The organism is Bacillus manliponensis (assembly GCF_000712595.1).
Taxonomy (GTDB): Bacteria; Bacillota; Bacilli; order Bacillales; family Bacillaceae_G; genus Bacillus_A; species Bacillus_A manliponensis.
The window spans coordinates 1-19,219 of the sequence record NZ_JOTN01000028.1; the positions used below are offsets into that span (position 1 = coordinate 1).

The following is a 19,219-nucleotide window of genomic DNA, read 5'->3' on the forward strand; positions in this document are numbered from 1 at the left end:
CTGCAACGCCAGGTAAAGTCATGGCTACACCATTAATCGCATTCTTATATTCGCGTGTAATCTTCACTTTTTGCGTCTCGTACGTGCCGGCATCCTTCTTTGATTTCAAGGATTCGACGTGTTGTTTGAATACTTTATGTTCTTCATCCACTTTCGCTTTGGCAGAAGCAGAGGATATTTTCTTTCCTTTCGCTGCTTGTTTCATCACTTCAACTTTCGCTGGCGCCTGATTGAATTCCACGATAACGTTAACTAATTCAGGGCTATTCGAATCAATATCAGGAGAAATCGCAAAGTTAGAATTTGTATCTAACTGTTCCAACGCTTGTCTTTGTTCTGCAGACAGACCTTTCAAGACCTCTTCCACATTATCAACTGGATTTAGTTCAATCGGACTTTCTGCTAATACGTTATACGGAATGCCTTGTGACAATAACATACCTAAAGCTAATGTTCCCGTAAGAACCTTTCCAAATTTCCCTCTTTTCATGCCCGTTCCCCCATTATTTGTTTTTATCTGTAGTCATGATGCAATATAAATTTATAAAGCTATTAGACTACGATTCTACTTTTTATTGTATTGAATTTTATTTTTTCTGAAAATTACCAAAAAGCAATATTTTTTATTGGTATTAGTTCTATACCGAATAGTACAAAAGAACTACTCCTTTCCTTATTATTCGAGTGAGATAATAAGAAAAAGAGTAGTTCTTTTCACGTACTTTTTATCCTGCATTAACGGGCTGACAATTAGTGGGGGATGAAGAACCCCCCACTGATTGAAGTTTCACTTTATTTAAGAAAACGGGACAAGTTGATTTCGAACGGCATAAATAACAGCTTGCGAGCGGCTCTTCACATTCAACTTTTTAAAAATTTTATTGATGTGAATTTTAACTGTTTTATCACTGATATATAGCGCTTCAGCAATTTCCTTATTGCTAAGACCTTTGACCAATTCAAACAGGATTTCTTTTTCACGCTCTGTCAGCTCATTTTCATTTGATTCTAATTTCGTTTGTTGATGATACGTAATTAACTTTTTAGTCATGCGCGGATGAATCACGGAATCTCCTTGTAATACCATTCGAATTGCCGCTACCACTTGCTCGGATGATGAATCCTTCAGTAAATAGCCATCTGCGCCTGCCCGAAGAGCGGACATTAAGTATTCATCATGTTCAAACATCGTTAATACGAGAACGCGGCAGTTTGGATACTGCTCTTTCACAAGTGATGTAGCCTCAATGCCATTTTTCCCTGGTAAATTAATATCCATTAAGATACAATCTGGCTCACACTCTTCTACTTTCTTTAATACCTCATCCCCAGAAACAGCTTCTCCGACTACTCGCATATCAGATTCAAGTTCCAATATACTTCGAATTCCGTCACGCAAGACAGTATGATCATCCACTACTAATATTCGAATCATGATACCCCTCCCCAATTTCTGAATCTGGAATTAACAATGTGATTTCTGTTCCTTTTCCAGCTGAACTATCAATCTGAAGGGCAGCCCCCAGTTGTTCAGCCTGTTCATTCATATGTAATATACCATAATGAGGCTCATCCTTTGCTTTAATCATAGATTCAAAAAGAGAAAAGCCAACTCCATTATCCTTCACCTTCAAAAGCACATGTTCTCTTTGATAGCTTAGTAAAATGTCAACTTTATCTGCCTTTGCATGCTTTACAATGTTTTGCAAGCTCTCCTGCAAAGTATCAAAGATGACCCTTTCTTTCTTAAAACTAAGTTTCCGAGAACGCCCTCTTTCATGATAGGAAATGGCTAAATCATATTCTTGTTTTAAGGATTGAATTTTATTCGTAATTGCCTGTTTTAGCCCTAACCTTTGTGTTGGATATGGCTTTAAAGCATAAATAGAATAACGCACTTCTCCTAAACTGTTCCGTAATTTTTCTATGCTTTTGTCTACTACTTGCTGCATGTCCTTTGGTTGATTTGCATACTTCTTCTGAGCTGATTCCAATTGGAATATCACCCCGGCCAAAGCTTGTGCAATGCCATCATGGATTTCACGAGCAATTCGATTTCTTTCTTCCAAAATCGTTCTTTTTTCCTGTTCAGAGATGAGTGTCCGTGTTTTAAGCAAACTACCTAATTGATTGGCAAACGTAGCTAAAGTCTGTACATCTTCCGTAATAAAACTTGCACTCCTGCTTTTACCCGCTACAAACATTCCAACCACTTCCTGGTTTACTTTAAGGGGTAAATATACAAGGGATCGCATAACATTTTCAAATACTTCATCCCCTGGTGCCATGCCTGTTTTCCAATCAGTAACAACAACAGGTTGGGATATCTCTTCAAACTTCGCATGTATATCAGAAGAACTTGAAATATTCGAATGTACTTTTCCATCCTTTAGTAAAAGTGTCCAGTTCCCTTCATCTTTTGCCCATAAAACATATGCCTGTATTCCTAAGAATCCTTTCAGTGATTGTTTCATCTGCTGTAAGTTTCCAGCAGATAACCCCCGACTTAATTCTGTTGTAATAGAAAAAAGTTTATATAATCGTTCTTTTTCAATCCGTATTTGCCTAACAAAGGAGCTAATGATACAGATTGCCACAAGTGGAAAAAAGAAAAATAAGACCATAATCTCGTCTAACACTCCTTGATACCGGTAAGCTAATACATGTATAAAGGAAGCATAAAATAAACAAAAAAGCACACTTAGGAGTATTAATATATTTTTTTTATGCCATTCTTCTAACGGATACGGCTGAGGAAGAAGTATGATTAAAAGATCGTAAAAAAAGCTGTTAAAAAAGCAAAAAAGAACACTGAATAAAAATAAAATTATGAATTTTTCGTATAAAAAAGAGAGATTCATCTCAGAAATAAAAAGGGAGAAACATTTGCTAGAAAGCCATTCTGTTAATATGATACTAAGAGCAAACTGGGCACAGTTAAATACTGTCCTTTGCATAGGTAAACTGCGAAGCAAATGGATACATAACATCGCACATACAGAAGAAACAACCGTTATATATACTCCAAACTGCCAATTCATTGTATAAACGAGTGTAAGACTAAGCGTAATCCCGCCTCTCCAAATACGGATAGGAAAATACTCAGTAATCCCCATAAACATAATTAATAACAAAAGCAGTATAAGATTAGAAGGCATTTCACTTAAAAACAAAGAAATGATAACAGCAATTACACCAAGAAAAGAAATAGAATAAATATAAAAACTAGCTACTTGTTCTCTTATAGAAGTAACGTCTATCTTTTTCAACATGATCCCTCCCCCAAAAGTTGATTATCACTATTATCCAACAAAAAACCGGCACTGGCAAAATGAGAATGCTCCCATTAGCCAATCACCGGCCGTGCGCTGTCCCTTAGAAGGGGTGGCACACTATTAGTATAAAATGGAATTACCTATTTTAACATCCACCAAATGTTATATTTGTAAATTTATTCTATTCAAACTGTATAGAACTAAAGATGTATATGAATTACCTTCATAATTATTTCTTTATCAGCAAAAAATCCACTGTCTTCATATAATCCGTACTGCTGAAAATAATTTGGGCTATAAATAAGCTTCATATAAGAATCATCCAACATACTCATATTTTAAGTACGCATTAAAAAAATGAGGTGATTTTTTCATGAATAACCAGCCAATGTACTTTCCGTATGTAAATTATAATCAACAGCCATATGATCAATACCCAAGTTACCAATCATTCGAGGACATGAGAGAGATCGACGATGAGGTCTATCGCCCCGACGATGCTGAAGATGCTCCAACATCACCACCACCAGCGCAACAACCAGCAGCACCAGCAGCATTTTCTTCTCCCATACAAAATTGGCAAATACGAGCAGCAATGTGTAATTGTTTAGGGAGATGGGGATTTATTGGCTTAAAAGGACAAGGGCCTTTTGGAAGAGATTTTTGGTTTTATCCAACTGAAGTTAGACAAAACGGAGTATCTGGATATACTTGGCAATCAGGACGTCGCCGAAAAGTAAGCTATCGGTATACACAAATTAGAAACTTTATGTGTACCTCTTAATGTAAATAACAGACCAACTATTTAAAATAAAAAAAGCTTTGTGCATCCGCACAAAGCTTTTTCCTTTTTACACGCTAAAATAGTATAACTTCATTAAGCAACTACTAAAATAGAAGCTTATCTCTTATCACAAGGGGAGAAAAGAGATAACTTTCAAAATAAAGTGCGTTATGATTTCAAATTTGGTTATATGGTTGATGTCGTATACAAAGATGAACCCAATGTAATATATACATACCGTTATCAAAGAATCAGTGATACAAATGAAAAAGGTGTTCTCTCTTACTATGAAAGAGTACTGAACAAAGATGTAGATCCTGACACATATCCATATAAACATAAACATGAAGGTGAATAACCATTCTTTTTTACAAAAAATAGAAAAAACACTATTAACTACATGCTATAATACAAGTAACCCAAAAAAAGGATATTTGTATAACAGGAGGATAACATGAAGAGAATTGGAATGCTACTAATCGCATTTCTTCTTACAACATCATGTAGTCATTCTACTGAAGAAACAGCAAAGAAAACGAAAGAAGAAACGAAAGAAGAAACAAAAGAAAAGAAAGATGTGAAACAAAAAGAGAAAACACCTCAGGAAAAACCTCAACAAGTAACCTTTAATCGCGAATTAACAGATACAGAAAAAATGATGATGAAGCCACCTGGAAAATACTCTGGAAAGTACTATGATGAAGAAAAAGTCAAAAAAGAGCTTGATAAATTTCCAAAAGACTTATCAAAAGAGGAATATCTCGATCGTCTCCTTCTTTTATTAGCGGAAGATTATCGTCCTCATGTACCTGTATTTGTAAACTTCGATTCCTCAGTCGAAGTAAATCACGAGAAGCCAACAAATGATATTACATTACCAGAGACAAAAAAGATGCACTTTTCCATTTTGCTAGATACAAGCGGTAGCATGGCGGGAAAAGTTGATGGAAAGACGAAGATGGATGCCGCAAAAGAAGCAATTGAAAGTTTCTCTTCTAGCCTTCCAAAAAATGCATCTGTTTCATTACGTGTATATGGTCATAAAGGAAGTAACGAAGAAGCAGATAAAGCTTTATCATGTGGTGCGACGGAAACCATTTATAATGCAACTGGACATGATGAATCTGCATTAAAACAAGCATTAAGTACCATTCAACCAACTGGCTGGACACCAATCGCAAGTGCACTACAAGGCGTGAAAGAAGATATTCCTGAAGGTACAACAGAAGCAATTGTATATGTTGTTAGTGATGGCATTGAAACGTGTGACGGTGATCCTGTACAAGCTGCAAAAGATTTAAATAGCATACCTAATATAAAAACTGTTGTGAACATTATTGGATTTGATGTCGATGACGATGGTCAAAAACAATTAAAAGATGTCGCAAATGCTGGTGCTGGTGAATTTATATCAGTTGACGATGAACGTGCGCTAAACGACTATCTTCGTGATCAATACGAAAAGCTTCAAAAACAATGGCTAGAATGGAAAGACTCTGGACAAAAGGAAGCATATGAACAAAAAGAACAGAAAAAAGCATTAGCTACTCATACGAAAGAAATGATTAAAGAACTGTCGGAAACAGAAAAGGAAAATTTAAAGAAGGCACAAGCATATTTAAAAGAAAAAATCGGTGAAGATTTGGATCATCCAATTCGTGATACATATTGGCTCATTACCGATCGCAGTAGCGAGATTTGGAGTTATGCTGTTGATACAGGTGGTAAACTTTGGAGTGATTCTGTCAACAATGGAAACGATAAATGGAGTGAAATTACAGAAGAAGGAAACGATCAAATTAGTGATGCAATTGATAAGAAAAACGGCAATTAAAAAAAGCTTTGCGTCCGGGCGCAAAGCTTTTTTCTTCTTATATTATAGACTAGCTTGCTCTTTTAAAGCTGCTGCTTTGTCTGTACGCTCCCATGGAAGATCCACATCAGTACGTCCGAAGTGGCCGTATGCTGCAGTTTGCTTGTAGATTGGGCGACGTAAGTCTAACATTTTGATGATTCCTGCTGGGCGAAGGTCGAAGTTGTTGCGAATTAATTCTACAAATACTTCTTCCGTTACCTTACCAGTACCAAATGTATCAACAGAGATAGATACAGGTTGTGCTACACCGATAGCGTATGCAAGTTGTACTTCTGCTTTTTCAGCAAGACCTGCTGCTACGATGTTTTTCGCAACGTAACGAGCTGCGTATGCTGCAGAGCGGTCAACTTTTGTTGCATCCTTACCAGAGAATGCACCACCGCCGTGACGAGCGTATCCGCCGTACGTATCAACGATGATTTTACGTCCAGTTAAACCAGCGTCCCCTTGAGGTCCACCGATTACGAAACGGCCAGTTGGGTTAATGAAGAATTTTGTTTCCTCATCCATTAACTCAGCTGGTACAACTGTTTTAATTACGTGCTCTTTTAAGTCACGATCGATTTCTTCCCATGTAGCTTCTGGATGATGCTGTGTAGAAATTACAATCGTATCAACACGAACTGGTTTACCGTTCTCATCATACTCAACTGTAACTTGCGTTTTACCGTCTGGACGTAAGTATGATAAAGTTTCATCTTTACGAACTTCCGTTAAACGACGAGCTAATTTGTGAGCTAGAGAGATTGGAAGTGGCATAAGTTCTTCTGTCTCATTACATGCGAAGCCGAACATTAAACCTTGGTCACCAGCACCGATTGCTTCAATCTCTTCGTCAGACATTTGACCTTCACGTGCTTCTAACGCTTGGTCAACACCCATAGCGATGTCAGCTGATTGCTCATCGATAGATGTTAATACTGCACAAGTTTCTGCATCGAATCCGTATTTTGCACGTGTGTAACCGATTCCTTGTACTGTTTCACGAACGATTTTCGGAATATCTACATACGTAGAAGTCGTAATTTCTCCCGCTACTAATACTAAACCAGTTGTTACAGTTGTTTCACACGCTACACGTGCGTTTGCATCTTTTGCTAAGATTGCATCTAAAATTGAATCAGAAATTTGGTCACAAATTTTATCTGGATGTCCTTCAGTTACAGACTCAGATGTGAACAGATGACGTTTTTTTGTCATTGGGTAAACCTCCCTACAGTAATTGTATATATTGTACGGAACTCATCCTTAATTTGCCACAAATCGCGACATTCATAATATTCTCCCACACAAGTAAAAAAGAAAAACCTTTCCTTATAGAGGAAAGGTTTAATTTGCTACTTGCATACTGCTTTTTGCCCTTCGCTCTTATCGTTCGAGATATTTCACCTCGCACAGGTTTAAGCACCTATTCACTTGTGATTTATCGTTCATCCAAGTGAGGTTGCCGGGCTTCATCGGGCCTGTCCCTCCGCCAGCTCGGGATAAGAGAGTATCCGTCCTCAACTATACTAAAGAAATGACCTCCGTTTGTCAATCGAAATACAAATATTTCTATAGCTTTTTTCATAATAAAAAAAGCCTTTTCACCACAAAAGAAAGCGCCATCATAACATTTATCATGATAGCAAGAAGAAAAAATTGGATGATTTTTTCTTTTTTAAACGCATTTAAAATGAATTTCAAAAAATAATGTATTCACACAAACAAAAATAAATAAATAGTATACATTATTTATATGATTGTGTTATACTCTTTTTGGGGATTACGAGAAATTTTATAAATTAAATAAATAAAGGATGGTATATAAATATGACGACTGTGAATGTCCAAATTGGATTACATGAGCTACTAAACGGAAGCAATGCACAGATTCAATTAAGCGTTCCGCAATTAACGGAAAAAGTTTTAATGAGAAAAGAAGGGCAATTAACTTCTACTGGCGCAGTTTCTGTTTCGACTGGAAAGTATACGGGACGTTCTCCACAAGATAAATTTATTGTAGATGAAGCATCTGTTACAGATAAAATCGCTTGGGGTGCTGTGAACCAACCGATTTCTGAAGAACATTTTAATAAATTATATACAAAAATGATGGAATATTTAAAAGATAAAGAAGATCTATTCGTATTTAAAGGGTTTGCTGGCGCAGATCATAACTATCGTTTACCTCTTCAAGTTATTAACGAATATGCATGGCACAATTTATTTGCACATCAATTATTTATTCGTCCAACTGAAGAAGAATTAAAGAATCATGACGCACAGTTTACAATTGTATCTGCACCAAACTTTAAAGCAGACCCTGAAGTAGATGGCACAAACTCTGAAACATTCATCATTGTTTCGTTTGAAAAACGTGTTGTATTAATTGGTGGTACTGAGTACGCTGGTGAAATGAAAAAGTCAATCTTCTCTATTATGAACTACTTGCTTCCAGAGCAAGATATCTTATCTATGCACTGCTCAGCAAACGTTGGTGAAGAAGGCGATGTAGCGCTATTCTTCGGTTTATCTGGAACAGGTAAAACAACATTATCTGCTGATCCACACCGTAAATTAATTGGTGATGACGAGCATGGCTGGTCTGATAACGGCGTATTTAACATTGAAGGCGGTTGCTACGCAAAATGCGTTAACTTATCACGTGCAAAAGAACCACAAATCTTCGATGCAATTAAGTTCGGTTCTGTACTAGAAAACGTTGTAATTGATAGTCATACACGTATCGCAGACTACGATAATACAGCATTAACAGAGAATACACGTGCAGCTTACCCAATGGAAGCTATTGATAACATCGTACTTCCAAGTGTTGCTGGTCATCCAAATACAATCGTATTTTTAACAGCTGATGCATTTGGCGTATTACCTCCAATCAGCCGTTTAACGAAAGAGCAAGCAATGTATCATTTCCTAAGCGGTTACACTAGTAAACTAGCTGGAACTGAGCGCGGTGTTACTTCTCCACAAGCAACGTTCTCAACATGCTTCGGTTCTCCATTCTTACCACTTGATGCATCTCGCTATGCTGAAATGTTAGGTGAGAAAATTGAGAAACATGATGCAAAAGTATTCTTAGTGAACACTGGCTGGACTGGCGGCGAATACGGCGTTGGTAAACGTATGAACTTAGGTCATACACGTGCAATGGTGCAAGCTGCATTAAATGGCGAGCTTGATAATACAGAAACAGTGAAACACGACATCTTTGGTCTTCAAGTGCCACTTCATGTTCCTGGTGTACCTGATGAAGTATTAATGCCAGAGCAAACATGGACTAATAAAGAAGCTTACAAAGTAAAAGCAATTGAGCTTGCTGAGAAATTTAAAGCAAACTTCAAAAAGTTTGAAAATGTTTCTGAAGAAATTGTAAAACTAGGTGGCCCAATCGCCTAACATAACGATATGAATAAGTACATCCATGCTCTACAAGAATGCGAGTACTCACCGACAAAACCCAAACGAGCCTTCTAAAAAAGAGTATGGTGTACTTACTATAATGACAGCCCACGAATTTATTCGTAGGCTGTTTTTTCATGGGGACCTTAGTGGGCCTCCATCGCCATCAAGCTAAAACAACAATGAAATTTTTTGTGCCTTTTTTAGCAGTGAAGTTCATGTTAATGCGGGATAAAAAACTAATGGCTTTTAAAAAAAAGTAAATAAAAATATAACATGTATATGAGAAGGCAATACAGTATAAATCAGCATATGAGTATTCCTTTTCTATTAAAATGTTATTTTCAAGTATACTTTTATTTATGTGAATTATTGGATTTTTATATTTTTATATTTTTTAATAATTATTTAAAAAAATATTGATTTTATTGTAAGCGCTTACTATAATGAAATTACAAGTAGTTTTAAAAAACCAAATATTCAAATCGAGGAGGGGCAATATGGAAATCGCATTAGCAGTTTTACAATTTCTAGGTGGAGTAATTCCATTAGTACAAGAGCTTTTAAAAGCATTTATGTAAGTTCATTATTTCGCAATTATTTATAACCATTATCATACAAATGACCTGTACTTCAAAGATGAATTATTGACGTACAGGTCATTTGTATGAGTAAGCTAAAAGAGAATGCTATTGGCGATGAGTATGGACTCGCTACCTTCTTGCGTTTATACCACTTTAATTTCCGAATAGTAAATTCCCGGCTATATAGACAAAAGAAAATATACTCTCGCTCAATATATGCTTCTATTGGTTCTGCTTAGCCGTTTTATCTCACCATAAAAAAGACGCTTACGAGTCATCTCGTAAACGTCTTTCTTCTTCCTCTTTCGCATCCTTCATGCTGTAATACGCTAAATTCACAATCATTAGTAAGTATCCACCCAAAATTCCAACAGCAAATGCCCACATGACCATATGATGTTCAATTTCATACATAACAATTGCACCAAGTATCGCTGCTGCAAAGCGATTTAACATTCCAATAGATGGTGCTCGCTTTTTCTTTGCAACACTTTCACCAAGCCGTTCAATTCGATTACCTAAAATCCATACACAATACATGCTTACAAGGAGCCCAATACCTGCACCTAAAAAATGTTGTGAAAATGGAGTTGCCGCCCATCCTAAAAAAAGAATGGCAAGTACATAATACATTTGTATTTTAAATGCTCGCATTGACATACGAATCATATTATCACTCCCGTCCTATTGATCTATCTTAATCATACTGGAAAATTTTATCTATTTATACATATAAGTAGCAAATATTTTCATATATACAGTAAACACCATTTACACTGTGAAAATATTTTAACAAAATACTATTATACTAGATTTCCACTTTGTACACACCGTCTGAATTACGACAAATTTAGGAACTTTTTATCCCATTTGTCAAAAAACAGATATTATTCCAGTCCAATTTGTATATGATGTAGTAAGTACTTTATGAAGGGAGGTATGAGATGCTCCTCTTTATCATTGCACTTATCCACCTTCTCGTTCCCGCCCTCGTGGGGTTTACACTATATTGGTATACACGAAACCATAGTATTTTTTATTCCGTCCTCGGTGTTCTTCTTACCGGTACAATACTCATCATACTTTTCCGCACACCATTTATTAACTGGATTCCTCTCATTACAGCCATTCTGTTTCTTATTTTTTTGCCCAAAATAAAAAAATAAGAAAACAGATCAAACGTTGATCTGTTTTCTTATTTTGATATATTTTGACTGACAATTAAGTTCTTTGTCTTCTTTTCTGACTTCACAAACCATAGTCCAAGAAAAATAATGAGCCCTCCAATAAGCTGCTGGAGGGAAACATGTTCCTTTGCCCACATCGCTGCAAATACAACTGCGACAAACGGCGTCACATACATATATACCATCGTATGAGATGCACCAATTTTTTGCACACCGATATACCATACAACAAGGCCATATACTGTCACAAAGAAAATGGAATACGCTAATGAAAACCATGTACTGCTTTGTTCAATATGAAAAGGAACTTGTAAAATGGATGGACCACTCATGATCATAAGAGGTACAGCCGCAATCGCTGTTGACCAAGCTGTTACACGAAGAGCCGAATATTTTTTCATAAGGGGGGCTGCTAATACAGGATATATCCCCCAGCAAATGGATGTCACAAGTCCAATTACATTTCCGTATAAAGAATTCGAAAGCGAAGTACCTGACAGTAATACGAGAGCTGCACCGACGCAGGCGAAAAGAGAACCTATGCCCTTTCTTACTGAAAACGTTTCTTGCTTTAACAAAATAACAAATACCGCTGTAAAAATTGGTGAGATTGAAATAAGCAGCGATGCATTAGTCGCTGATGTGTATTTAATCGTTTCCATAAACAGTGTTTGATATAATGTAATACCAACAATACTTACGACAATAAGCCGAAATATATCACGCTTATCAATTCGCAATGATTTTTCTATGTAAAATGTGAGTAGTAATAATAAAGGAGCCGCTACTGCTACGCGAAGTGCCGTAAAATCAATGACACTCAGTTCTACAATTCCATACTTACCAATCGTATAATTCGTTCCCCAAATAATAACAACTGTTACAAGTAATAGTTCAATTCCCCACCGCTTCATCATTCTCCCTCCCTCTCCAAATAATTATACAGAAAATTCAATCTTATGTATATTTTATAAGATTAAAAAAGAGCAGATTTTCTCTGCTCTTCTTTACACGCGAACATGAAGCTTCATATTCGGATTATAAAACTGACTTGGACTCTTCAATTGAAACTTACCTGATTCATGCCAGTCTACTGTTAATTGATCATCCATAAATACAAGTTTCGTGCGGTCGGCAATTACATGAAATTTATTTGACTCAATGTCAACGTCACGTTCTTCTTTTTCACATAAAGCAACTAAATTAATTACACCACTAACAACGCAGCCACATCCATCTGTATCATAAAATAACTTTATATAACGAGTTTCTTCCGGAATCGTATTCATAATCTTTTCATATGCTGCATCTGTAAACGTTACATACATCTTTTCTGCCTCCTGTTTCTACAGTTCATCCTATTGTATCACTTTTTACTATGCAGTGTGAAAAGTGATACTTCTGGTTGACTAAAGAAACGGACCGGCATTCTCGTCGTACCAAGGCCGCGGTTCACATACAATTGCGTTCCCTCTACTTCGTATAATCCTTCCGTATATTTTGTAGCAAGAGGAGCCGTAATTAACGGGCCAATGAACGGAATTTGTACTTGTCCACCGTGACTATGCCCTGACATTTGGAAATGAATCGGATAGGAATCCACCTGCTCGACAACATCAGGTTCATGTACAAGTAGCATATTAAAGTCATTGCCTTGTAAAGGAGAAAGTGTACGATGAATATCAGGTTTTCCAAGCAAAAAGTCATCAAGACCAGCCAGTGTAATTGATTGGCCATTTTTTGCTGTAATTTTTTCCGTTTCATTTACTAAAACAGTAAATCCTGCCCCTTCCATATACTCTTTATATAAATAACCGCCACCACCACCGCGGTCATGATTTCCAAATACCGCATACTTACCAAGCGGTGCCTGAATCTTTGATAAAATCTTTTGTGACTCATATCGCTTCTCGCCATACTTGCTAAAATTATCGATTAAATCTCCCGTAAACACAACGATATCAGGCTTTAATTTATTCATTTCATTCACTAATTTTTGCTGCTCATGTGGGAAATCTTCACTAAAATGTGTATCCGAAAACTGCAAAATTTTCACGCCATCAAAGGCTTCAGGAATGTTAGGATGCTGAATGTCCATCTCTGTTACATCTATTCGTTTTGTTTCGATATGAAACGCATATACATAAAGCGAAAGCGGAAGCATGAACAAAGCGACGAGAAACATACATATACTTTTCCATTTTGACTTTCGCACTTGCTGCTCTAAGTTGTTCTCCATCTTTTCACCTCTCAAATATTCTATTACTACTGTTATAGCAAACTTATGTGACAGCAATTTGTCATTTTAGTAGTTTTTATATGCTTCCGCTAAATTTCTAGTGAAACGTATGCTTATGTATGATTAGTTTTGTGAAAACTTTAAGGTGAGTATTGTATTACTACTGCAATAGAAATGGTGAAACCCGCTCAAGATTGAGTTTTGAGCGGGTTTCACCATTCACACGTAACAGACCAATGAATTGCAAATATACTTTTCTTCACATGCGCTGTTTTATGTTGTTCCTCACAAGCACTTTTTACGCTGACAAGTGAGTAATAGTTATATATAACTACAACGACAAGAAACACCATCATCATCGCACAAGTTGTGAACAGCTTCTTCTTTTTCATATCTCTTATCCCCTTTTACTACCTTTTCACCTGATGAATACTCACTGTTTTCACTCTTACTTTTCGATTTCTCATCTTTTTAGCAAGTAACCAAATCGGAATGAAAAACAAAAGAAATACACCGTATCCAATCCATGCTTTTAAGCCAAATATCCCTGTATCAACCAATCCATATTGATAAGAAATTATATCCATCGTAAACAATTTAAGTAGCGATGCAACAAACACCGTCCAAAAGGTTGTCCAATATAATGAGCGTAACATACGATACCTCTCCCTTATCTCGCATTACACCGATTCATTCAACTAACACTCAGTGGGGGATGAAGCCCCCCATTTATCTATCACAAGCAACTCCATCACCATCTCGGTCTAATTTCTTAAAATATGCGGGATCTCCTTTTTGAATATTCGTCACACCTGCTTCTCTCGCTTCTTTACAGCTTTTAAATTGTTGCGTCTCAGCTGGTATTTCCTCCTGCTGTCCTTTTACTGTCTCTTTATCAAACCCTTTATCCGTTACGTAATTTTCCACGCTCCAAATTCCTTTTTCAGCAGCTTGTGCTTTTTCTTGCGTCTCGCGTAAATAATCAACATACTTCGTATTTGGTGCATACACGTAAGCAACACGTGCTAACCCTTGTTCTACTAACATTCGGTTTAACATTTGTCCATCTACCCATACGTAAGCAAGTAATCGACCGTATTTCTCACGATCACTTACATCAAATTCAAGTTGAATCTTCTTTCCTTTACCAGCATGCTGCTTCACAAAATCACTCGCCGCTGGACCAAATGGCTGCACACCTAAACGAGGATGCTTCGTTTCCGGTGTATCAATTAATAGAAAGCGTACTGTTTCTTCTTTCCCACTTTCTAATTCTACTTTTATCGTATCGCCATCAATGTTCTTTACAACCGTCGCATCCACAACACGATTTTTATTTTGCTTTTGCTGTTCATCTTTTATTTCAGTTGCTTCATATATTGCATGTTCTTGCTGTACTTCTTCCGTCGCTTTTGCCTCTTGTTTAACACCATTACAGGCAGCTAATATGCACATCATAACACTAAGAAGAAGTATAAATAATTTTTTTTGCATGTATGTAAAATCCTCCCTATGTTGCTGTACTGTTATCATACCAAAAAATAACTGGAAGAAGTCTCGTTTTCAACAAGTTGTTGTCATATAATTACCAGTGAAAACAACTGAATTTTTCATTAAAAAATCATGTAAGGTGGGATGCTACGATGGATACAATTATTTTATTATTCTTCATCTTCGGTCTTATCGCGCTTAATATTTTAATGATTATGCTTCATAAACGAAAAAAGTTAAACCTCATCATTGCCGGTATTATTTTACTTGTTTTAGCCCCTGTGCTAACTTTTGCAAGTGGCTCATTATTTCTTTATCTTTACGACTGGAGTTCTGGTGGAAGCGGTGAAGGAGCTGGGTATGGCGGTGCTCTCATTGGATTTTTGACGCTTTTTAATGGAATGATTGTTTTGTTTACTGGCATTGTTATAAAGATTGTAAAGTCTATGAAACAGAAACAACTATAAAGTGAAACTTCACTCAGTGGTGGTTTCCTTCATCCACCACCGAGTGTTAATTGAAACAACCCCACATTAACAGATTGAAGTTTCACTTTATGCATGCGATGTTAATGGAAATAAGAAATGCTTTGGCTTATCTTTCAGTAATGGCAAAACAAACAATACATCATCATTCTCTTCTATAAACTCTGAATAAATCTTTTTGTTATCAAAATCTGGTGTGAAATGAAAATGAATTGTCTCAATATAGTCTAGCGTCGTACAGCGTAATACTGTATCTATTTCCACTTTATTTTTGCTAATGATATCAAAAATATGAAGCTGATTATCTTCTTGTTCAAAGATCATAATTATATCTTCTTCCTCGTTATAATAAATGGAATCCTGGAATGCTAAAATAAAATAAAACATTAGCAAATGTTCATTGTTTTTCACTCCTACTACTGAGGATATAGCAGCTCTACTAATTGCAAACCCTCTCATCAGTTCAAAATCTGCTTGTTTGTTAATATCAAGCTTTCTTAAAGTAACCTTTTTTGAGATTTTCTCTTTCCAATCAGAAGTTCTCAAGCTAAATCTACTTTCTTGCATTCGTTCAAAGCCAAACTTAGGATAAAAATCAAGCACTGTATCATTTGCAAACAAGTAAATAAAATCACATTCCTGTTCATACTTCTTAACGATATAATCCATTAGTTTAGCTGCTAATCCTTGATTACGGTAATCTGGATGCGTCATGACTGTCCCTATTTGGATTGCCTTATATTCTTTTCCATTAAGAATCACGTTCATCTTATTGATTGAAGCGTTTGCAACAACTTTCTCTCCATCCACATATGAATAACAAACATAGTTATCATTCCAGCATCCTCTTCCATACCATTCCTTAAAATCGAGTTCAAACACTTTCTTAGCGAGCTCATTAAAGCTCTCCTTATATTTTTTATTGTGCTTATAATCGCTAATTAATTCATACTCACTCATAGTAAATCCTCCGTTTTCATTTTAATTTCCACAAAATTTTCTTATATAGTACTTAGCTTTTAGTAGCCTCCTTTCTAACATTCATGAAATGCTGTTAGATAAATAATTAAAAAAGACCACAAGAAGTAATATCTTCTCATGGTCTAATTTCTGCCTATTATTAAATATACCTATCCAAAAAGAATAGATATAAATAAAAACATGAAATCCATTTTGATAAGATATGATGTCTTCTAATCGCTACCGTAAAAGAGTATACAGAATAAAACTAAGAGCATTCTCTTAATTTCACCTTTTACAATATAAAATTCATTGGAATTTTAATTAGCAATTAATAAGCTTCATCATGTAATATCAAAACCTCTTTTCAAAATTATTTACTATCAATTATAACTGATAAAAAAATCATTGTACAATCCTACTCACAATATTCTTTAGTGATTTAAATCATTTATAAATACTTTTCAACACATAATAATTTTACCGACATTATTACAACTCTTTTTCCATTTTTCGAGCGCCTTCATTTAATTTCTTCGCATAATCCTCTAAGTCTTTCCAACTATCTTTCGCTACATTTAAATCTTCTTTTATAAATACAAAATCTGCTGGACTCATCGATTCAACATTTTGTAATACATTATTATATTTTGCTCCAATTGTGTGCCACTGATTTGAAATGTTTTGCAAAGAAGTAATTGCTACATCAATCGTATCACTTAAATAACTTACTTGATTTTTTAAATTCGTTAAGTTTACTACTTCCGCTTGGGACGCTGTAATTTTCGATTGTAGCATTCTTATTTCTTGTTCTGCGTATGAAATATTTTTCTTTGCTTCAGCAATCATCGGTCCGCCAGCAATACAAAGGATTCCCGTAGCGCAAAGTACACCACCTGCAATAATCATATCCTTACTTTTTTTAATTAAATCGTTATATCGATTGATTTGTTGCTCTAGGAGTGGAATCCCCATATCTTGACTTGTTAAAACAGTTGTCACACCATCTACATCACGTTTTAAGTTTTGCGTATCTACTGTCATTTTATTTCGGAGGGAAATGAGTTCATTTAATAATTGGTCCGTTTTCTTCTTATTATTTAAAATACTATAATGTAGTTCTTCTAATTTCGTTTTTAATGTGTTTGTATCCTGCCTATTGATAGCGGTTAGTAAGTCATTATAGTACGTTTGGAATGTGACACTATAATTTACAATATCGTTATTTACTTGCATCATATGTGGCTTCATATTGTTTAACCAATACGTTGCATTTGTCCGCGTATCTACTTGATGAGTAAGAATGCTTTTCTTTAACTCTTGACTGATAGAGTTTATCCCTGCAAAACTCACGTCTTTTTCTTCCAAGATGGTACGGGCATAGGAATCCATTACAAGCATGCTAGATGCATTTTTCTCCATTACATCTTGAAACTCACCAGCACCTAAATGTTTTTGTTGCTGTAATGACGTCTTTACATTTTGTTCTGCTGCAAAAGTTTGTATTGGTAGTACACTGCTCGTTGTTATTCCTAAAATAACTAGTAATGCAATGAGTTTTCTATATAACTTTCTCTCCATATCATTCACCTACTCTTACGTAATATAAATAAAGTGAAAAAGATCTCTTGCTCTATATTGAACAAGAGATCTCTACTATATAAAAATATGAATAAAGACGAATTACGTATATATTCTCTTGATGTCAAATTATATTAAGCTTTTTTGTCTACTACTTTAATATCTTCAGCGTAAATTTTTTCTGCATATTCTTTAATATTTTGCCAGCTATCTTTAGCAATACTTAAATCCTCTTTTATGAAAACAAGATCTTGTGGACTAATAGATTCAACGTTTTGAAGTAAAGAATTGTACTTCGATCCCATTGTGTACCACTGATTTGAGATATTTTGTAGTGCCGTAATTGCGATATCAATCGTATTTGTTAAATATTCTGTTTGATTTTTAATATTTGTTAAACCAGCCACTTGTAATTGCGCTTGTGAAATTTGTCCTGATAATCTTTGAATCTCTGCTTGCGCATTATCTAGCTCTTTTTTCGCTAATACAATCCCCGTTGTTCCTCCGCCAATTGCTGCTGTTCCTCCTGCAATTAACGCAACGCCTAATGGAGTACCTGCACCAGTAGCAATGACAACTGCACCACCGATAATTGCAATCGGTCCTAAAGCAGTTGCAACTGAAGATCCAATAATGATTGCGTTATATTTCCCAATCGCTTCATTATATGTTGTAATTTGTTGTTGTAAGAGCGGAATGCCTGCATCCTCACTTGCTAAAATCGATGTGATTTGGTTTGCATCTCCCTTAAAGTTTTGCGTATCTGTTGTCATTTTGTCGCGGAATTTTTTCAAATCCTCCACTAACTTGTCCACTTTTTGTTTATTTTCTGAAATACTAGTAGATAATCTCGTTAAGCCCTTTTTTAATGTTTCTTTATCTTGATTATCTACAGCCGTTACTAACGTATCATAATAATTTTGGAATTTCGTATTGTAATTGATAATATTTTGGTTCGTCGAAATAAGCTGTGGTTTCAAAGTATCTAACCATTGGTTTGCATTTATTCTTGCAACATTTTGATGATGAAGTACGCTCGTTTTTAACGCATCATTCACCGTAAGACCATTAAAGTTTACATTTGCTTGTTTAATAATTGTTAAAGCATATAGGTCCATTACTAACGCGTTTGACCCAGTTCGCTCCATCGCTTCTCTTAAGCCCTCTGGTCCTAGCGAATACTCAGTGTACTCGTTAGATGCATATGCCGCATTAGCATGAATCGGACTTGGCTTTGCCTTACTTTCTGCCGCAAAGGTGTACGCTGGCATGATGTTAGTAGCTGCAAAAGCTGTTATTAATGCTGATAAAGCCATTACTTTATAAGGTTTCTTTGTCATTTTTCTTCTCCCCTT

At 35.7% G+C, this 19,219-nt stretch carries 20 protein-coding genes and 1 riboswitch; of the genes, 6 read left to right on the top strand and 14 right to left on the bottom strand.

All coding sequences use genetic code 11. The features are described from left to right. The 3 genes from BAMA_RS20930 to BAMA_RS20940 all read right to left on the bottom strand — a co-directional run. A partial coding sequence (locus tag BAMA_RS20930) for a protease inhibitor I9 family protein (RefSeq protein WP_034643238.1) occupies window positions 1-490 on the bottom strand: 490 nt, incomplete at its 3' end. A gap of 306 nt (window positions 491-796) precedes the next feature. Then, a complete protein-coding gene (locus tag BAMA_RS20935; RefSeq protein ID WP_034643240.1) occupies window positions 797-1,435 on the bottom strand; it encodes a response regulator in 639 nt (212 codons plus the stop codon). Next, a complete protein-coding gene (locus BAMA_RS20940) occupies window positions 1,410-3,269 on the bottom strand; it encodes a GAF domain-containing sensor histidine kinase (protein ID WP_034643300.1) in 1,860 nt (619 codons plus the stop codon). The genes BAMA_RS20935 and BAMA_RS20940 overlap by 26 nt, the downstream gene beginning before the upstream one ends. A 379-nt stretch (window positions 3,270-3,648) precedes the next feature. On the opposite strand from BAMA_RS20940, the gene BAMA_RS20945 reads away from it, so the two are divergent. The 3 genes from BAMA_RS20945 to BAMA_RS20955 all read left to right on the top strand — a co-directional run bounded on the left by BAMA_RS20945 (window position 3,649) and on the right by BAMA_RS20955 (window position 5,893). Further along, the gene (locus BAMA_RS20945) at window positions 3,649-4,059 is read left to right on the top strand and encodes a hypothetical protein (RefSeq protein ID WP_034643242.1); all 411 of its coding nucleotides are present in this window, start codon (window positions 3,649-3,651) and stop codon (window positions 4,057-4,059) included. A 109-nt stretch (window positions 4,060-4,168) separates the two neighbouring features. Next, a complete protein-coding gene (locus BAMA_RS25690) occupies window positions 4,169-4,417 on the top strand; it encodes a hypothetical protein (protein WP_415782889.1) in 249 nt (82 codons plus the stop codon). 96 nt (window positions 4,418-4,513) lie between these two features. Beyond that, a complete protein-coding gene (locus tag BAMA_RS20955; protein WP_034643245.1) occupies window positions 4,514-5,893 on the top strand; it encodes a VWA domain-containing protein in 1,380 nt (459 codons plus the stop codon). Between the two features lie 42 nt (window positions 5,894-5,935). Here BAMA_RS20955 and metK read toward each other — a convergent pair whose 3' ends face one another. After that, entirely contained in the window at window positions 5,936-7,135 is a 1,200-nt protein-coding gene (gene metK, locus BAMA_RS20960) for a methionine adenosyltransferase (RefSeq protein ID WP_034643248.1), read from the bottom strand. 165 nt (window positions 7,136-7,300) lie between these two features. Further along, window positions 7,301-7,426, bottom strand: a riboswitch (SAM riboswitch). 321 nt (window positions 7,427-7,747) lie between these two features. Between metK and pckA the strand changes: the two genes are divergently transcribed. Next, the gene (gene pckA, locus BAMA_RS20965) at window positions 7,748-9,334 is read left to right on the top strand and encodes a phosphoenolpyruvate carboxykinase (ATP) (RefSeq protein WP_034643250.1); all 1,587 of its coding nucleotides are present in this window, start codon (window positions 7,748-7,750) and stop codon (window positions 9,332-9,334) included. An 854-nt stretch (window positions 9,335-10,188) separates the two neighbouring features. On the opposite strand, the gene BAMA_RS20975 is transcribed toward pckA, so the two are convergent. Continuing rightward, window positions 10,189-10,590, bottom strand: coding sequence for an ATP synthase subunit I (locus BAMA_RS20975; RefSeq protein WP_034643251.1), 402 nt, complete (start codon window positions 10,588-10,590; stop codon window positions 10,189-10,191). A gap of 275 nt (window positions 10,591-10,865) precedes the next feature. On the opposite strand from BAMA_RS20975, the gene BAMA_RS20980 reads away from it, so the two are divergent. Next, window positions 10,866-11,087, top strand: a complete 222-nt coding sequence (locus BAMA_RS20980; protein ID WP_034643253.1) for a hypothetical protein — start codon at window positions 10,866-10,868, stop codon at window positions 11,085-11,087. 29 nt (window positions 11,088-11,116) lie between these two features. On the opposite strand, the gene BAMA_RS20985 is transcribed toward BAMA_RS20980, so the two are convergent. The 6 genes from BAMA_RS20985 to BAMA_RS24250 all read right to left on the bottom strand — a co-directional run bounded on the left by BAMA_RS20985 (window position 11,117) and on the right by BAMA_RS24250 (window position 14,841). Continuing rightward, complete coding sequence (locus tag BAMA_RS20985; RefSeq protein ID WP_034643256.1) at window positions 11,117-12,022, bottom strand: DMT family transporter; 906 nt, start codon at window positions 12,020-12,022, stop codon at window positions 11,117-11,119. A gap of 93 nt (window positions 12,023-12,115) precedes the next feature. Beyond that, window positions 12,116-12,436: an iron-sulfur cluster biosynthesis family protein gene (locus tag BAMA_RS20990; protein WP_034643258.1), complete on the bottom strand. Its 321-nt coding sequence runs from the start codon at window positions 12,434-12,436 to the stop codon at window positions 12,116-12,118. A 38-nt stretch (window positions 12,437-12,474) separates the two neighbouring features. Further along, on the bottom strand, window positions 12,475-13,347 hold the full coding sequence (locus BAMA_RS20995; RefSeq protein ID WP_034643260.1) for a metallophosphoesterase: 873 nt from the start codon (window positions 13,345-13,347) through the stop codon (window positions 12,475-12,477). 212 nt (window positions 13,348-13,559) lie between these two features. Then, window positions 13,560-13,739 (bottom strand): hypothetical protein, encoded by a 180-nt coding sequence (locus BAMA_RS21000; RefSeq protein ID WP_034643263.1) that lies wholly within the window; start codon window positions 13,737-13,739, stop codon window positions 13,560-13,562. A gap of 18 nt (window positions 13,740-13,757) precedes the next feature. Beyond that, window positions 13,758-14,003, bottom strand: a complete 246-nt coding sequence (locus tag BAMA_RS21005; RefSeq protein WP_034643266.1) for a hypothetical protein — start codon at window positions 14,001-14,003, stop codon at window positions 13,758-13,760. A gap of 73 nt (window positions 14,004-14,076) precedes the next feature. Next, window positions 14,077-14,841: a thermonuclease family protein gene (locus BAMA_RS24250; protein WP_034643267.1), complete on the bottom strand. Its 765-nt coding sequence runs from the start codon at window positions 14,839-14,841 to the stop codon at window positions 14,077-14,079. A gap of 149 nt (window positions 14,842-14,990) precedes the next feature. On the opposite strand from BAMA_RS24250, the gene BAMA_RS21015 reads away from it, so the two are divergent. Continuing rightward, window positions 14,991-15,305 carry a hypothetical protein gene (locus BAMA_RS21015; protein ID WP_034643269.1) on the top strand — a complete coding sequence of 105 codons (315 nt, stop codon included), beginning with the start codon at window positions 14,991-14,993 and terminating at the stop codon, window positions 15,303-15,305. An 87-nt stretch (window positions 15,306-15,392) separates the two neighbouring features. On the opposite strand, the gene BAMA_RS21020 is transcribed toward BAMA_RS21015, so the two are convergent. The 3 genes from BAMA_RS21020 to nheB form a co-directional block, all read right to left on the bottom strand. After that, complete coding sequence (locus BAMA_RS21020) at window positions 15,393-16,283, bottom strand: GNAT family N-acetyltransferase (protein WP_034643270.1); 891 nt, start codon at window positions 16,281-16,283, stop codon at window positions 15,393-15,395. Between the two features lie 492 nt (window positions 16,284-16,775). Next, window positions 16,776-17,864, bottom strand: coding sequence for a non-hemolytic enterotoxin subunit C (gene nheC / locus BAMA_RS21025; protein WP_034643273.1), 1,089 nt, complete (start codon window positions 17,862-17,864; stop codon window positions 16,776-16,778). Between the two features lie 134 nt (window positions 17,865-17,998). After that, on the bottom strand, window positions 17,999-19,204 hold the full coding sequence (gene nheB, locus BAMA_RS21030) for a non-hemolytic enterotoxin subunit B (protein ID WP_034643275.1): 1,206 nt from the start codon (window positions 19,202-19,204) through the stop codon (window positions 17,999-18,001). Window positions 19,205-19,219 lie beyond the last annotated feature (15 nt).

Excerpts from the sequence above, each read along its gene's own strand:
- BAMA_RS20935 (WP_034643240.1), bottom strand. The coding sequence starts at position 1,435 with ATGATTCGAATATTAGTAGTGGATGATCATACTGTCTTGCGTGACGGA.
- BAMA_RS20945 (WP_034643242.1), top strand. The coding sequence starts at position 3,649 with ATGAATAACCAGCCAATGTACTTTCCGTATGTAAATTATAATCAACAG.
- BAMA_RS20955 (WP_034643245.1), top strand. The coding sequence starts at position 4,514 with ATGAAGAGAATTGGAATGCTACTAATCGCATTTCTTCTTACAACATCA.
- metK (WP_034643248.1), bottom strand. The coding sequence starts at position 7,135 with ATGACAAAAAAACGTCATCTGTTCACATCTGAGTCTGTAACTGAAGGA.
- pckA (WP_034643250.1), top strand. The coding sequence starts at position 7,748 with ATGACGACTGTGAATGTCCAAATTGGATTACATGAGCTACTAAACGGA.
- BAMA_RS20975 (WP_034643251.1), bottom strand. The coding sequence starts at position 10,590 with ATGATTCGTATGTCAATGCGAGCATTTAAAATACAAATGTATTATGTA.
- BAMA_RS20980 (WP_034643253.1), top strand. The coding sequence starts at position 10,866 with ATGCTCCTCTTTATCATTGCACTTATCCACCTTCTCGTTCCCGCCCTC.
- BAMA_RS20985 (WP_034643256.1), bottom strand. The coding sequence starts at position 12,022 with ATGAAGCGGTGGGGAATTGAACTATTACTTGTAACAGTTGTTATTATT.
- BAMA_RS20990 (WP_034643258.1), bottom strand. The coding sequence starts at position 12,436 with ATGTATGTAACGTTTACAGATGCAGCATATGAAAAGATTATGAATACG.
- BAMA_RS20995 (WP_034643260.1), bottom strand. The coding sequence starts at position 13,347 with ATGGAGAACAACTTAGAGCAGCAAGTGCGAAAGTCAAAATGGAAAAGT.
- BAMA_RS21000 (WP_034643263.1), bottom strand. The coding sequence starts at position 13,739 with ATGAAAAAGAAGAAGCTGTTCACAACTTGTGCGATGATGATGGTGTTT.
- BAMA_RS21005 (WP_034643266.1), bottom strand. The coding sequence starts at position 14,003 with ATGTTACGCTCATTATATTGGACAACCTTTTGGACGGTGTTTGTTGCA.
- BAMA_RS24250 (WP_034643267.1), bottom strand. The coding sequence starts at position 14,841 with ATGCAAAAAAAATTATTTATACTTCTTCTTAGTGTTATGATGTGCATA.
- BAMA_RS21015 (WP_034643269.1), top strand. The coding sequence starts at position 14,991 with ATGGATACAATTATTTTATTATTCTTCATCTTCGGTCTTATCGCGCTT.
- BAMA_RS21020 (WP_034643270.1), bottom strand. The coding sequence starts at position 16,283 with ATGAGTGAGTATGAATTAATTAGCGATTATAAGCACAATAAAAAATAT.
- nheC (WP_034643273.1), bottom strand. The coding sequence starts at position 17,864 with ATGGAGAGAAAGTTATATAGAAAACTCATTGCATTACTAGTTATTTTA.
- nheB (WP_034643275.1), bottom strand. The coding sequence starts at position 19,204 with ATGACAAAGAAACCTTATAAAGTAATGGCTTTATCAGCATTAATAACA.